Source organism: Alkalicoccobacillus gibsonii (assembly GCF_016798245.1).
GTDB classification, from domain to species: domain Bacteria; phylum Bacillota; class Bacilli; order Bacillales; family Bacillaceae_D; genus Alkalicoccobacillus; species Alkalicoccobacillus gibsonii.
In genome coordinates, this window is the sequence record NZ_JAEUZA010000002.1 from 627,058 (window position 1) to 642,154 (window position 15,097).

A 15,097-nucleotide genomic window follows, 5' to 3' on the forward strand; every position below is an offset into this window, starting at 1 on the left:
AAAAATCGTGTAAATCCTCCCAAACTTGTTCGAAACATAAAGACTTCGGGTATGATGTAAAACAAATAAGGAGGGATTCACGATGGTACAGGAAAGAGGATTTGCCCGTGGATTGTTCTATGGCATTCTCATTAACATTCCACTATGGGGCCTCATTATAGGAACAATCGACTGGATTGTTTCATAAGAAAAGGTTATTGTTTACAAATGATTATCAGTTCGGTAAGATAAAAGAAATGAGTGATAGGAGGTGGGTAGTATGAATCGTTCGATTGGGAGTGAGTCTGATTTCTTGGCATTTTTGTTGATTTGTCGGGCTCTTTTTTCCACAACAGTTACGAAATTGGATCAGTCTGTCCAATTTACTAAGGTAACTGTATAGGAAATCCCAACGGAAGAGACATATGCCCACAGACGGTGAAGGTGGCAGAGACGCTCTGCCACCTTTTTTGGTATGCACAATTGTCTCTTTCTCAAATGAGAAGGAGAGAACGAAATGACTATTTTTTATATGAAGGATGTATCACAAACATACGGAGTACACGTGATTTTTGAAAAGCTATCGCTTGAACTAAAACTAGGGGAGCGAGTAGGTCTAGTGGGTCGAAATGGAGAAGGGAAAACAAGCCTCCTTCATATCATCGCAGGCATCACAGAACCAGCAAGCGGAACAGTTGGTTGGAAAAAAGGCACCACAAAAGGGGCACTCGAACAGCAACCCGATATTATTGAGGATAGAAGCTTACAGGAGCAACTAAAGCATGTGTTTTCAGAGTTAGTTGAGAAGGAAAAAATTATGCGTCAAATGGAGGCGCAGCTTCAGGAGCTTACTGATTCTAAAGCATTGGAGCGCTGTTTGGAGAAATATGGAACCCTTCAGGTAGAGTTCGCTGAAAAAGGCGGCTATGAAATGGATGCAGATATCCGAAGAGTAAGCGCGGGATTAGGTATTCAGTCGTTGCTTTCGAATAAATGGAATGAATTAAGCGGAGGCGAACGTACAAAAGCTGGTCTGGCTATGCTTTTGTTAACAAAGCCTGATTTACTCCTGCTTGATGAACCAACCAATCATCTTGATCTGGCTGCTACAGAATGGTTAACCGAATGGGTGAATCAATATGCAGGAACGGTTGTTATCATCTCGCATGACCGAGCATTTTTAGATGAGACGGTAACTCGAATCGTTGAAATGGATGGTGGAGAATTATCCTTTTACGAGACGAATTACTCTGGATTTGTGGAGGAGCGGGAGCAACGACTATTACTTGAATTCCAACAATATCAGGATCAACAGAAAAAGCTGAAGAAAATGCGTGAGACGATTAAGCGTCTAAAAGAGTGGGCCAACCGCGCGAATCCACCAAATGCCGGAATGCACCGCCAAGCAAAAAGTATGGAAAAGGCGATGAACCGAATAGAACGTGTGAAGAAGCCAGTGATGAATCGGAAACAGGTTCAGCTTGATTTTGAGCAGGGAACTAGAAGTGGAACGGACGTGATTCAGCTTGATTCTGTTTCAAAACAATTTTCCGATCGTGACGTACTAAAGAACATAAATCTAACCCTTTCGTATCAGGATCGATTGGCGATTGTTGGGGAAAACGGAGCGGGTAAATCAACTCTTTTTAAATTAATCTTAGAAGAGCTGCAGCCGGATGCTGGTATATGTAAAGTCGGTGCAAATGTCTCAATTGGTTATCTGTCTCAGCACGGTCTGGAGGGAAGTGGCGCGCAACGAGTGATTGATGCTCTAAGAGATCATGTGGTGATGACTGAAGGCGAAGCCCGATCAGAGCTTGCTAAGTTTCTCTTCTATGGTCAGGATGTGTTTAAAAAGGTGAAAAGCTTAAGTGGTGGAGAACGTATGAGGCTGCGTATGGCTCAGCTTATTCACAACCGCCACAATCTTCTTTTACTTGATGAGCCGACCAATCATTTGGATATCGATTCAAGAGAAGTGTTAGAAGATGCACTAGCTGAGTTTGAAGGAACCATTCTCTGCATATCGCACGATCGGTACTTTTTAAATAAACTGTTTCCCAAAACAAGCTGGCTAGAAAATGGACGTTTGACGATGTATGAAGGGAATTATGCGTATAGCCGGAAGAAACGAGAAGAATTCAGTCAATAAAATATTTTACTAAATGAATATTATGTTTATAATAGGGGGAGATCAAAAAAGAGCGGTGAGGTGTTTATATGGCAGTGACCATTCAGGATATCGCGAACAAAGTAGGAATGTCGATTGCTACAGTGTCGAGAGTGTTAAACCAGGATCCAAATCTCTCAGTGACGGAAAAAACGCGCGAAAAGATTTACGAAGCAGCAGATCAACTCGGATACAAAAAGAAGGCATTTAAGCATTCGTTGAAGAAAATTGCTTTTATGTATTGGTTTACCGCTCAAGAAGAGCTTGAAGATGTTTATTTTCAAGAGATACGTGAAGGTATTCATGAACAAGCTGAAGCAAGAAGCATTAATCTAAAGCTCTATACAATCGAAGACGGCGTTGAAGCAGTTGATGCAGCCACTGAAGGAATACTCGCCATTGGTCGTTTTACGAAGGGTGAGCTTGATCACTTGTATCAGATCGCTCCAAATGTCGTATTTATTGATACGTCCCCTGATGAAGAACGATTTGATTCGGTGAAGCCGAACTTGTCACACATCATTGAGCGGATGGTTGAATTTTATGTGGACAATGATCACACATCTGTTGGTTTCATTGGCGGAGACGACTTTGACATTGATCGAGATATGCGGTTGCCGGATATTCGTGAAACATCCTTCAGGCTCTATGCCGATCGGTTTAATGTGCTAGAGGAATCTGCCATTTTTATAGGGAACCGATTTTCAGTGGAGCAGGGTTATAAGCTGATGCAGCAAGCAATCGACAAGCTCGGGGATAACCTCCCGTCCGCCTTTTGCATTGCAAGTGATACGCTTGCGGTTGGTTGCCTACAAGCGTTGAACGAGCGTGGATTCGACCTGCCAAGCCGGGTAAGCCTATTTAGCATTAACGATAGCCATGTGTCCAAATATGTATCACCTCCTTTAACCACCTATCGCATTCATACAAATGTATTGTGTGAAACAGCAATGGATTTGATGATGGAGCGGTTAGTGGATAAGCGAACGATTGCAAAAACCGTATACATCTCATCCACTCCTGTTTTTAGGAAAAGTACAATCGAACGCGCGGAACGATTAGAGCAGGGAGCCACCTTATGAGGGTGGCTCTTTTTTTGTTTGTGCTGGGACGAGGAGTGCGCGGGAACGGGTGTGAGGTGCGCGAGGTGAGGAGGAAATGCGCGGGAAGGTGGGCGAGGTGCGCGAGATGAGGGGGAAGTGCGCGGGAATGGGCGTGCGGTGCGCGAGATGGGGTGAGGACGCGCGGGAATGGAGGGGAGGTGCGCGAGATGGGGTGAGGACGCGCGGGAATGGGAGTGAGGTGCGCGAGGTGAGGAGGAAATGCGCGGGAAGGTGGGCGAGGTGCGCGAGATGAGGGGGAAGTGCGCGGGAATGGGCGTGCGGTGCGCGAGATGGGGTGAAAGTGCGCGGGAATGGGAGTGAGGTGAGCGAGATGAGGGGAAAGTGCGCGGGAATGAGCGTGCGGTGCGCGAGACCTGGCCAGTGCTCACGCAACGTCACTCAACTGACAAGAAGTAAAGTATTTTACTTAAATTATTTAATAAAAACTATTTACTATTTAATTAAAAATTGATATTCTACACCTAGAAAGCGTTTTCTTTTTACTTTAAAGAAACTTAGGGGGATACAAAAATGAAAAAGAATAAATTTCTACATGTGAGTGCGTTAACCGCTGTGGCAGTTGCTTTAACTGCGTGTGGACCTGGTGAGGACGATGGGACTACAACCGATGAGGCTTCGACTGGCACAGATAAATTGATTGTTTGGGAAGATATACAGAAGTCTGATGGGATTACAGATGCGGTGGAGCAGTTTGAAAAAGAGCACGATGTTGAGATTGAAGTAATTGAAAAAGGACTCGCGACTCAAATAGAGGATTTACGTTTAGATGGTCCATCTGGTAGTGGTCCTGATGTCATTACAATTCCTCATGACCAGATTGGGACTGCCGTTACAGAAGGGTTGCTTAAGGAACTAACGGTGTCGGATGAGGTTACAAGTACATTTACAGAGGAAACGATGCTATCACAGATGGTAGATGGAAAAGTTTATGGACTTCCAAAGGCTGTTGAAACATCCGTGCTTTTCTATAATAAAGAGCTTGTTGACGAGAACAATCTACCTGAAACGTTAGATGACTGGCATGACTTTTCAACAGAGGCTACAAAGGATGGGCAGTATGGCTTCCTTGCGAAATGGGATAGTATCTACTACGCGCAAAGTGTCATCGGAGGATATGGTGGCTATGTGTTCCCGCAGGATGCTGATGGTAACTATGATGTGACGGACATTGGTTTAAACAACGAAGGCGCGGTTGAAGGTGGCGAATACATTAAAACGTTCTTTGAGGAAGGACTGTTCCCAGCTGGAATTATTGGCGAGCAGGGGATTAACGTGTTGGATTCTTTATTCACTGAACAAAAAGCAGCGGCGGTAATCTCGGGGCCTTGGTCTTTTAGTCCATATGCAGAAGCCGGAGTTGATTATGGAGTCGCCCCACTTCCGAAGCTATCTAACGGGGAGAACATGAGCTCATTCCTTGGGGTGAAGAGCTACAATGTTTCATCTTATTCTAATAATGCTGACCTTGCTGAGGAGTTTGTTGAGTTCCTGACAAACTTTGAAAACTCGAAAAAACGCTTTGAAATCACACAGGAGGTTCCACCGATTATTGAGCTAATGGAGGATCCGCTTGTAACGGATAATGAAAATGCAGCAGCGATGTCGGAGCAAAGCTTGTATGCAACACTCACACCTAACGTTCCGGAAATGGCAGAGGTTTGGACGCCAATTGATAATGCACTGGGACTCATTGCGACAGATCGTGGAGACGTTAGTCAGGCATTTGATGAAGCCGTTGAAACCATTAAATCACAAATTGAAGCGAACCATTCAAGATAATGTAAGGAGCGCAGTATAGACGTAAGTGATCTCACTTACGTCTTCTTGCTCACATGAAACCAACATAAGAAGGTGTGTGAATTGATCGAATACGAGGTTCAACGCGAGGTTTCAACTAAACATCGAAAACGAGCGCTGGCTCTGTCCATCATTCCAGGATTCGGACAGTTTTATAATCGTCAAATAGCAAAAGGATCTGTGTTTTTTGTTCTTGGTGTAGCTTTTATCATTGTGTTCAAAGATTTGTTTAACATGGGATTTTGGGGTTTGTTTACGCTGGGTGTTCAGACACCTAGAGATAACTCTGTTTTCTTATTAGCGGAAGGGATTATTGCTGTCATCGTTGCAGCAATTGGTATTATGATCTACTACTTTATGATGAAGGATGCGTACGTGAATGGTCGGAATCGTGACAAAGGTATTCCACTAAACTCGGTTCGTGCGCAGTATCATATGCTTTTAGATCAGGGCTTTCCTTATTTAATGAGTACACCAGGTTTTTTCCTACTTATCTTCACCGTAGTGTTTCCGATTTTATTTAGTTTTGCATTGGCTTTTACAAACTATGATCTCTATCATTCGCCTCCAGCGAATTTGTTTGATTGGGTTGGGCTGCAAAACTTTACAAACATCTTTACCGTGGATATTTGGCGTTCTACATTCTTTGATGTCCTTGGCTGGACCATCATCTGGACGCTTGTTGCCACAACCCTGCAATGTGCAGTAGGGATCTGGCTTGCTGTTCTTGTGAATCAGAAGGAAATTAAGCTTAAGAGTCTTTTCCGTACGATTCTCATTCTTCCTTGGGCTGTCCCGGGATTTGTTACGATTCTAATCTTTGCAGGTTTATTTAATGATACGTTTGGAGCGATTAATAACGATATCTTCGCGTTTATTGGGATTGATCCAAAGCCATGGCTGACTGATCCATTTTGGAGTAAGGTCGCACTAATTTTTATGCAAACCTGGCTCGGATTTCCTTTCGTATTCATCATGACTACTGGGGTGCTGCAATCGATCCCGCAGGACTTATATGAAGCGGCGACGATTGATGGAGCAGGTGTAATGAGTAAGTTTCGCTTAATTACTCTGCCACTGGTTTTGTATTCGATTGCGCCGATTTTAATCACGCAATATACGTTTAACTTCAACAACTTTAACATTATCTATCTATTTAATGGCGGTGGACCACCAGTTTCCGGATCGACTGCAGGTGGTACCGATATTCTCGTTTCGTGGATCTACAAACTGACGATGCAGTCCTCTCAATACGCACTGGCTGCAGCCATTACGATTTTGCTATCAATCTTTGTTATTGCGATTGCTCTGTGGCAGTTTAAGCGCACGAATTCGTTTAAAGAGGAGGATATGATGTAGCATGAATACTAAACAATCAACTAGGCTTCGTGTGAGTGCGACGTACGCGGTACTTGTAGTCGTTGTCGTAGCGATTTTATATCCTCTTCTTTGGGCGATTGGTGCATCCTTTAATCCAGGGAACAGCTTAATTAGTACGTCTATGATTCCAAAAAATCCAACGCTCGCGCATTATGTGGAGCTGTTTACATCGAATCGAATTCTCTATCTGCAATGGTATATGAACTCGATGAAAATTGGGCTGGCTACGATGGCATTGACGCTAGTTCTCGTTAGCTTTACGGGCTATGCGTTTTCTCGCTTTCGTTTTAAAGGGAGAAAAAATGGCTTAATGCTGTTCTTGCTTTTACAAATGATTCCGCAATTCTCAGCACTCATTGCGATCTTTGTTCTTGCGCAAATGCTTGGGTTAATTAACAGCCACTTCTTATTGATTTTGATCTATGCAGGTGGGCAAATTCCGATGAATACCTATTTAATGAAGGGATATTTGGATTCCATTCCAAAGGATCTTGATGAGTCTGCCCGTATGGATGGAGCGAGTCACTTCAGGATTTTCCTTCAAATTATTATGCCGCTTGCTAAACCAATTCTTGCGGTTGTGGCGATTAACTCGTTCACAGGTCCGCTAGGCGACTTTATCCTAGCAAGTGTGATTGTCCGTACACCAGAAATGTACACGTTGCCAATCGGGTTATATAACTTAGTGTCTGATCCAATGGGTGCGAGTTACACCACGTTTGCAGCGGGAGCGTTGTTGATTGCGGTTCCAGTCACCGTTTTATTCTTAATTGTTCAAAAGCAGTTTGTTTCAGGTTTAACTCAAGGCGGAACAAAGGGTTAAACGAATTTTACGATAGGAAGTGATACGATGCGTTATCCACTTGTGCACAAAAACGTTAAGGGCTTTATGCATGGAGGAGATTATAATCCGGATCAATGGCTTCATATGCCAGAGATCATCGAGGAAGATTATCGCCTGATGAAGCTTGCAAATACAAATACATTCTCGTTAAATATCTTTGGTTGGAGTGCCATTGAGCGTACAGAAGGAGAATTTCATTTTGGTTGGCTAGATGAAATCATGGACCGGTTAGCGGAGGAGGGTAGTCACGTCATTCTAGCAACACCAAGTGGCGCACGCCCAGCTTGGATGTCGCAGAAATACCCGGAGGTTCTTCGAGTAGAGAAAAACCGTGTCCGTAATTTACATGGGCTGCGTCATAATCATTGCTTCACGTCCCCTGTCTACCGCGAAAAAGTACGAATTATGAATGAAAAGCTAGCTGAACGATATGCTCATCACCCGGCTCTCATCATGTGGCATATCTCAAATGAATATGGTGGCGAGTGTCATTGTGACTTGTGTCAGGATGCCTTCCGTACATGGCTAAAAAAGAAATACAATAATGATTTAGAACAGTTGAACCAAGCATGGTGGACAGGATTTTGGAGCCATCGTTTTAACGACTGGTCTCAAATTGAATCTCCAGCTCCTCATGGTGAGAGTATGGTCCACGGTCAGAATCTAGATTGGCGTCGATTTGTCAGTGACCAAACCATTGATTTCTTTAAAGAAGAAATCGTACCATTGCGTAAAGCTGACGCAAGTATACCTGTCACAACAAACTTTATGGGGAATTACCCGCATATGAGACCGTTTCTTGGGATCGAATACAACAAATTTGCAAGTGTTATGGACGTTGTCACATGGGATGCATATCCACCTTGGCATATTGAAGGGCAAACGACAACAAAACTAGCATCGGATGTTGGATTTGTTCATGACCTCTATCGTTCATTAAAAGACGGTCAGCCGTTTTTGATCATGGAGAACACACCAAGTCTCGTAAACTGGCATGATATTAATAAACGAAAAGAAGATGGTGTACACGCCTTATCTGCTGTGCAGTCTGTTGCACACGGTGCGGATTCCATCCTTTACTTCCAGTGGAGGCAGGGACGTGGCGCATCTGAGAAATTCCACGGAGCGGTTGTGGATCATTCAGGTTCGGAGCACACACGAGTTTTCCAAGAGGTATCTAAGCTTGGCGCTGAACTAGATAAAATTCAGCCGATTGCCGGAACAAGCATTAAACCCGAAGTGGCTGTCATCTTTGACTGGGAAAACCAATGGGCTATTGATGATGCGCAGGCGTTAAATAATGTAAATAAGAAATATTCTGAGCAGTGTCAGGCTCATTATCATAGCTTTTGGAAGCAAGGCATTCCGACAGACATTATTACAATGGATAAAGACTTCTCAACGTACAAGGTGCTTGTAGGTCCAATGCTTTATATGATTAGGCCAGGTGTTGCTGAGCGAATTGAAGCCTTTGTTAAGGCAGGCGGAACATTTATCGCAACATATTGGAGTGGTATTGTTGATGAAAATGATTTATGCTTTTTAGGAGGGTTTCCAGGTCCGCTAAAGAATCTATTAGGAGTGTGGGCTGAGGAGATTGATAGTCTGTATCCGAATCATGATATCGTTCTCAAAACAGATAGCCAAATGTATCAGGTGACGGATTATTGTGAGCGTATTCATGCGGTTGATGCCGACGTACTCGCTCGGTTTGAATCAGGTGGATATGATCAAAGACCAGCCGTGACGGTTAACCAAGTTGGAAATGGAAAGGCTTACTACATTGCCTCATCCAATGAACAACGTTTCTACGATGATTTTTATCAAGAACTTGCAAAAGAATGTACATTAAATCGTGTGCTTAACACTGAAATCCCAGAAGGAGTAAGCGTTCAAAAGCGTACCGATGGGCAGACAGATTATGTGTTTGTCATGAACTTTACGGACCAAGCGCAAACGCTCCAGCTACCTCAAGAAGAGAACTATACAAATATGCTTACTGATGAGAGCGTACATAACACTCTCAAAATGGATCCATATCAATACATGATCTTAAAAAAATAGAACAAGGACATGCGGGAGTAAGGTTTACTCCTGCATTCTTTGAATTGATGGAGGATTGATTTCATTGTCTGAGAAGGAACAAGTAGCAAGAGAGTTTAGCGAACACTTTGAAGGGAAAGCGCCGGAACGCGTTTTTTTCGCCCCGGGACGAGTGAACTTAATTGGTGAGCATACGGATTATAATGGAGGCTTTGTATTTCCGGCAGCTCTTACTCAAGGAACCTATATGGCCGTAACGCAACGTACAGATGGGATGTTCAAATTGGTTAGTGGGAACATGGAGAACCAGGTTGAATTTAGTGGTGAGGATCTCACATACAATGAATCTCACACATGGGGGAATTACATTAAAGGGGTTCTACATGCCTTTCAAGAAAAGGGCTACTCATTAAAGGGAGCAAATCTTTACGTATCGGGTAATATCCCGAACGGAGCAGGCTTGTCTTCATCAGCTTCTCTTGAAATGGTCACAGCCTATATGGTATCTGAACTAACGGGAGCGGGTCTGTCCCGAGTGGAGCTGGCTAAACTATGTCAGCTTGTTGAGAATCAGTTTATGGGCGTGAACAGTGGGATTATGGATCAATTTGCCGTTGGACTTGGTGAAAAAGACCATGCACTCTTTATTGATACAGCTACTCTTACCTATGAAAAAGTACCTCTTGTTTTAGGTAATTATAAGGTGGTTGTCACGAATACAAATAAACGCAGAGAGCTTGCTGACTCTAAGTACAATGAACGTCGATCAGAGTGTGAGGAAGGCTTAAGACAATTGAGAGAGCTTGGACTTCAGATCGAATCATTAAGTGAGTGTTCAGAAACGGAATGGCATGCGCATAAAGATAAGATAGATGACGCAATCATTCGCAATCGAGTCTCGCATGTGCTATCAGAAAACAAGCGAGTAAAAGAAGCGGTACGCGTTTTAAAGAATGGTGACCTAAAGACGTTTGGGACGTTAATGGATCAATCTCACGCATCGCTTGCCGAGGATTATGAGGTAACAGGAAGAGAGCTTGATACCTTAGTCCATGTTCAGCAACAGGTACCTGGATGCATCGGTTCAAGGATGACAGGTGCTGGATTTGGGGGATGTACAGTCAGTCTGGTACATGAGGATTCGCTTGATACCTTTTTCCAAGATGTTGCGACGAAATACGAGGAAGAGATTGGCCTATCTCCTGAGTTTTACGTTAGTGATGCAGGGGCAGGCGTACATGAGCTTACGTGATCGAAAGCGAGAGGAGAGTTTGTCTTGACGATTCAACAATCAATCGAACGCTTACTGGCATTCGCAACAGAAAAGGGTCTCCTAGGCGCTGGCGACCAGGAATATGCAAGAAATCGACTACTTGAAGTGTTGCAGTTAGATGAGGCACACCCTGAAAAGATTGCTATTTCTGAAGAGTGGGAAGTGGCTGAAATCCTTGCGCCTATTACTGCATGGGCGATAGAGCATGCGTTGCTTGAGGATTCAGTGATTCAACGTGACTTGTTTGATACAAAGATCATGGGATGCGTAACCCCTTGGCCGAGCGCGGTGACAGCCTCCTTTTACGACACATACAACACGAAGGGAGCAGCTGAAGCAACAGCCGCTTTCTATGAGCTATCAAAAGATACAAACTATATTCGTATGGACCGAGTCGCTTTAAATGAATCTTGGACTTCCGAGCAGCCGTATGGCGAGCTTGAGGTAACAATTAATCTTTCTAAGCCCGAGCTTGACCCTAAAGACATTGCTAAAAGTCGAACACTTGCAGCAAGCTCCTATCCGGATGGACTGCTTCATAAAGAAAACGTTGGGTATGCAGGTCGATTGAATCACCCGGCTCGACAAACGCTTCGCCAGGTTCCAATTGAACTTGGAGGAGAATCGTGGCTGATGCAGTTTTCGCCTTATGTGTACTATCATCAACACGCGATTGTTCTCTCTGAAGAAAAGCGGCCGATGCAAATTACACAACAGACGTTTGGGCGCTTGCTTGAATTTGTAGAGAAGTTTCCGCATTATTTTATTGGTTCCAATGCAGACCTGCCGATTGTTGGAGGATCGATTTTAACGCATGATCATTATCAAGCGGGACATTACGAGTTTCCGATGGCACGAGCGGAAGAGCTTGATACCTTTACAATGCCTTACTATCCTGAGGTAAAAGCAAGCCTCTTAAAATGGCCACTGTCTGTCATTCGTCTACAAGCGAGTGACCGTCACCGTCTAGAAGTAGCGGGTGCGTATATTCTGGATCAGTGGCGGAAGTATACAGATCTTGAAGCTGAGATTGATCAAGAAACAGACGGAGAGCCACATAACACAATTACTCCGATTGCGCGTCGTCGGGGAGAGAATTATGAGCTAGACTTGGTGCTACGTAACAACCGGACGACGGAAGAGCACCCACTCGGCCTGTTCCACCCTCATGCGGAAGTGCATCCGATTAAAAAAGAAAACATCGGATTAATCGAAGTCATGGGGCTAGCGATTCTGCCAGGACGTCTGAAGCAAGAACTTCTGCAGCTAGCAGAGGTGATGGTGTCTAATCAATCGATTAAAAAGCTAGCTGAATATCCAGAGCTTTCGAAACATGCTACATGGCTTGGTGAATTAATGAACAGACACGCATCTGTAGCGAAGGAAGAAGCATTACATCTATTAAAAGAAGAAGTCGGACACATCTTCTCACAAGCCTTGAGCCACTGTGGAGTTTTTAAACAAGACGAGGCGGGGGTAAGAGCGTTTAAACGATTTATTGCTGGTTTGGATGAATAGGATTTAATTGGGGAACTGCCACCTATAGAGGATGGCAGTTTTTTTGATGCTTCGGCTTCGCTCCCGTGCAGAGCGAAACTCAATCCTTGGGATTGGGAGAGGCTGAACTAACCAGGCTACGCTCTTCCGGTCCGCTATGAATGGCCCTTACTCTTATTTAGAGGACTAGACAGTGATAGTGAGTTTTGGCGAACACCCGGTGCTGAGTTGGAATCGACAAAGAGAGCGAGAAATCGACGAAGAGAGAGCGGGATCGACGAAGAGAGTGAGGAATCGACGAAGAGGGGATGGAATCGACGAAGAGGGGATGGAATCGACGAAGAGAGAGCGGAATCAACGAAGAGGGGATGGAATCGACGAAGAAAGCGCGGAATCAACGAAGAAAGCGCGGAATCGACGAAGAGAGAGCGGAATCGACGAAGAGGGGATGGAATCGACGAAGAAAGCGCGGAATCAACGAAGAGGGGATGGAATCGACGAAGAGAGAGCGGAATCAACGAAGAGGGGATGGAATCGACGAAGAGAGAGCGGAATCAACGAAGAAAGCGCGGAATCGACGAAGAGAGAGCGGAATCGACGAAGAGGGGATGGAATCGACGAAGAAAGCGCGGAATCAACAAAGAGAGGACGGAATCAACGATGAAAGGACTGCCACCTTAAGAAGATGTCAGTTCTTATAGAAGGATTTGATGCTTCGGCTTACGCTACCTGGAAAGCGGGCCCCATTCCGGTAGCGACGGCCGGAGTTCAAACTCAGAGCGTAGGCTCACTTGCCCATACGTTAAATGCACTACCTAACTGAATGAATGAGAATCTAAAGCCGACTTTTCCACTGTTTACACAAATCAATGTGCTTCACGCTGTGAATTTCGGCGAAGTTACAGAGCTTAGTGGGTAAAAATCAACAAAGAGAAGGCAGAATCAACAAAGAGAGGATGGAATCAACAAAGAGAGATTAAAATCAACAATCAAGGCACAAAATTAAATTATGCCTACGTATATCTATTTCCCAAAACTCATAAATCCTCAAAACAAAGCGGAAGGAATGGGGAGGCCGACTCCTATGGGAGGAAAGGGCAAAGGAGAAATGAACCTGGCGAAGCCGGTTTAGTTCACCGCCCGCCCATGGAAAGCGGCCCCCATTCTGGTAGCGACAGCCGAAGCGCAACAAAATAATACCTGCGCTCTCTAATTATTATCCTTTTATTCCCTTGAAAGCACTTAAAAAGTAAACTGTGTTAGATTATCTGACAGTGTTTTTTCTGTAGGTTTATGTAGGATTACATAGTCATCTCTGTAGGATGCCATTAAGTAACTTTTTGTCATTATAAAAGGTTTGGGGGGAGAGTATTGATCTCTTTTAAGAATGTGAACAAGTACTATGGTGATTTTCACGTGTTAAAGGACGTGAACATAGAGATCGAAAAAGGAGAAGTTGTGGTTGTCCTTGGTCCATCTGGATCCGGTAAAAGTACCATGCTTCGTTGTATCAATCGTCTTGAATTAATTACTGACGGGCAGCTTAATGTGAATGGGTTTGCTCTTCATGATAAAAAAGTCAATATCAATAAAATGCGTCGTGACATCGGCATGGTGTTCCAGCACTTTAACTTGTATCCTCATAAAAAGATAATTGAGAATATTACGTTAGCTCCAAAAAAAGTGCTGAAGAAATCTGATCAAGAAGCGAAACAAACGGCGATGCAGTATCTCGAAAAAGTAGGGATTCCTGAAAAAGCAGAATCTTATCCTTCGCAGCTTTCCGGCGGACAGCAGCAGCGTGTAGCGATCGCGCGTGGACTTGCGATGAAGCCTCAGGTCATGCTGTTTGACGAGCCTACATCAGCTCTGGATCCAGAAATGATCGGAGAAGTGCTTGAAGTTATGAAGACACTGGCTAAAGAAGGAATGACCATGGTTGTGGTCACACACGAAATGGGATTTGCCAAAGAAGTAGCAGACCGCATCATTTTTATGGATGAAGGTCGTGTTGTAGAAGAAGCATCTCCGGCTGAGTTTTTCTCAAATCCACGTGAAGAACGTTCACGCAATTTCCTCAGTCGTTTATTACATTAATCTTATACATTGAGAGGGGTAATGAATATGAAAAAGTGGTTGATCGGTTCAGTAGCAGGTGCAATGGTACTCGCGTTAGCAGCATGTGGTGGAAACTCAGGGGAAGCATCTGAAGAAGGCGGCGAGAGCACACTTGCCAAGATTGAAGATCGTGACAAATTTGTAGTCGGTGTAAAATTCGATACGAATCTTTTTGGTTTAAAGGATCCAGCTTCTGGTGAAGTCAATGGGTTTGATATTGATATCGCTAAAGCCATTGCTGGAGACATTTTAGGGGACGAAGAAAAGATTGAATTTGTGGAAGTGACATCTAAAACACGTATCCCACTTTTAAATAACGGAAAAATTGATGCGATCATCGCAACAATGACGATCTCAGAAGAGCGTGCAAAAGAGGTTAACTTCTCTGATGTGTACTTTGAAGCGGGTCAATCATTGCTTGTTGAAAAAGGCAGTGACATCCAAAGCATTGATGATGTAGACGGTGATACAACGGTTCTTGCTGTAAAAGGGGCAACATCTGGAGCAAACTTACTTGAGCTGAAGCCAGAAGCGACAGTTCTTGAGCTTGAAAACTACCAGGAAGCATTCCTTGCACTGAAAGCAGGACAAGGTCAAGCGCTGACAACAGATAACTCCATCCTTTACGGAATGGCTGAACAAGATGATAACTATGAGGTTGTTGGTGGAACCTTCACTGATGAGCCATACGGTATTGCTATTAAAAAAGGCGATGACGAGTTCACAGAGAAAGTAAACGAAGTCCTAGCGGATCTTAAAGAATCCGGCGAATATGACGCGATTTATGAAGAGTGGATTGGGGAGTCTCCTGAGGGCGAATAAGACTTTTGAACAAGGTGAGAGTGTGAAGCTCTTACCTTGTTTATCAAGCG

The 15,097-nt window shown here is 44.1% G+C and carries 13 protein-coding genes; all 13 read left to right on the plus strand.

Annotated features, from left to right (window positions below):
• Positions 1-259 precede the first annotated feature (259 nt).
• The 13 genes from JNO66_RS20780 (at position 260) to JNO66_RS09915 (ending at position 15,047) form a co-directional block, all read left to right on the plus strand.
• Entirely contained in the window at positions 260-382 is a 123-nt protein-coding gene (locus JNO66_RS20780) for a hypothetical protein (protein ID WP_273753238.1), read from the plus strand.
• A gap of 114 nt (positions 383-496) precedes the next feature.
• On the plus strand, positions 497-2,131 hold the full coding sequence (gene abc-f / locus JNO66_RS09865; RefSeq protein WP_203088071.1) for a ribosomal protection-like ABC-F family protein: 1,635 nt from the start codon (positions 497-499) through the stop codon (positions 2,129-2,131).
• Between the two features lie 68 nt (positions 2,132-2,199).
• Positions 2,200-3,231 carry a LacI family DNA-binding transcriptional regulator gene (locus JNO66_RS09870; protein WP_203088072.1) on the plus strand — a complete coding sequence of 344 codons (1,032 nt, stop codon included), beginning with the start codon at positions 2,200-2,202 and terminating at the stop codon, positions 3,229-3,231.
• 552 nt (positions 3,232-3,783) lie between these two features.
• Positions 3,784-5,052, plus strand: a complete 1,269-nt coding sequence (locus JNO66_RS09875; RefSeq protein WP_203088073.1) for an extracellular solute-binding protein — start codon at positions 3,784-3,786, stop codon at positions 5,050-5,052.
• Between the two features lie 84 nt (positions 5,053-5,136).
• Positions 5,137-6,429, plus strand: a complete 1,293-nt coding sequence (locus JNO66_RS09880) for a carbohydrate ABC transporter permease (RefSeq protein ID WP_203088431.1) — start codon at positions 5,137-5,139, stop codon at positions 6,427-6,429.
• Position 6,430: 1 nt separating this feature from the next.
• On the plus strand, positions 6,431-7,273 hold the full coding sequence (locus tag JNO66_RS09885) for a sugar ABC transporter permease (protein ID WP_203088074.1): 843 nt from the start codon (positions 6,431-6,433) through the stop codon (positions 7,271-7,273).
• A 27-nt stretch (positions 7,274-7,300) separates the two neighbouring features.
• Positions 7,301-9,358 carry a beta-galactosidase gene (locus tag JNO66_RS09890; protein ID WP_203088075.1) on the plus strand — a complete coding sequence of 686 codons (2,058 nt, stop codon included), beginning with the start codon at positions 7,301-7,303 and terminating at the stop codon, positions 9,356-9,358.
• A gap of 64 nt (positions 9,359-9,422) precedes the next feature.
• On the plus strand, positions 9,423-10,589 hold the full coding sequence (locus tag JNO66_RS09895; RefSeq protein ID WP_203088076.1) for a galactokinase: 1,167 nt from the start codon (positions 9,423-9,425) through the stop codon (positions 10,587-10,589).
• Between the two features lie 24 nt (positions 10,590-10,613).
• Entirely contained in the window at positions 10,614-12,128 is a 1,515-nt protein-coding gene (locus tag JNO66_RS09900; protein ID WP_203088077.1) for a UDP-glucose--hexose-1-phosphate uridylyltransferase, read from the plus strand.
• Between the two features lie 172 nt (positions 12,129-12,300).
• Complete coding sequence (locus JNO66_RS09905) at positions 12,301-12,771, plus strand: hypothetical protein (protein ID WP_203088078.1); 471 nt, start codon at positions 12,301-12,303, stop codon at positions 12,769-12,771.
• A 21-nt stretch (positions 12,772-12,792) separates the two neighbouring features.
• Positions 12,793-12,930 carry a hypothetical protein gene (locus JNO66_RS20430; protein WP_210340828.1) on the plus strand — a complete coding sequence of 46 codons (138 nt, stop codon included), beginning with the start codon at positions 12,793-12,795 and terminating at the stop codon, positions 12,928-12,930.
• Positions 12,931-13,478: 548 nt separating this feature from the next.
• Positions 13,479-14,204 (plus strand): amino acid ABC transporter ATP-binding protein, encoded by a 726-nt coding sequence (locus JNO66_RS09910; RefSeq protein WP_203088079.1) that lies wholly within the window; start codon positions 13,479-13,481, stop codon positions 14,202-14,204.
• A gap of 27 nt (positions 14,205-14,231) precedes the next feature.
• Positions 14,232-15,047 carry a transporter substrate-binding domain-containing protein gene (locus tag JNO66_RS09915; RefSeq protein ID WP_203088080.1) on the plus strand — a complete coding sequence of 272 codons (816 nt, stop codon included), beginning with the start codon at positions 14,232-14,234 and terminating at the stop codon, positions 15,045-15,047.
• Positions 15,048-15,097 lie beyond the last annotated feature (50 nt).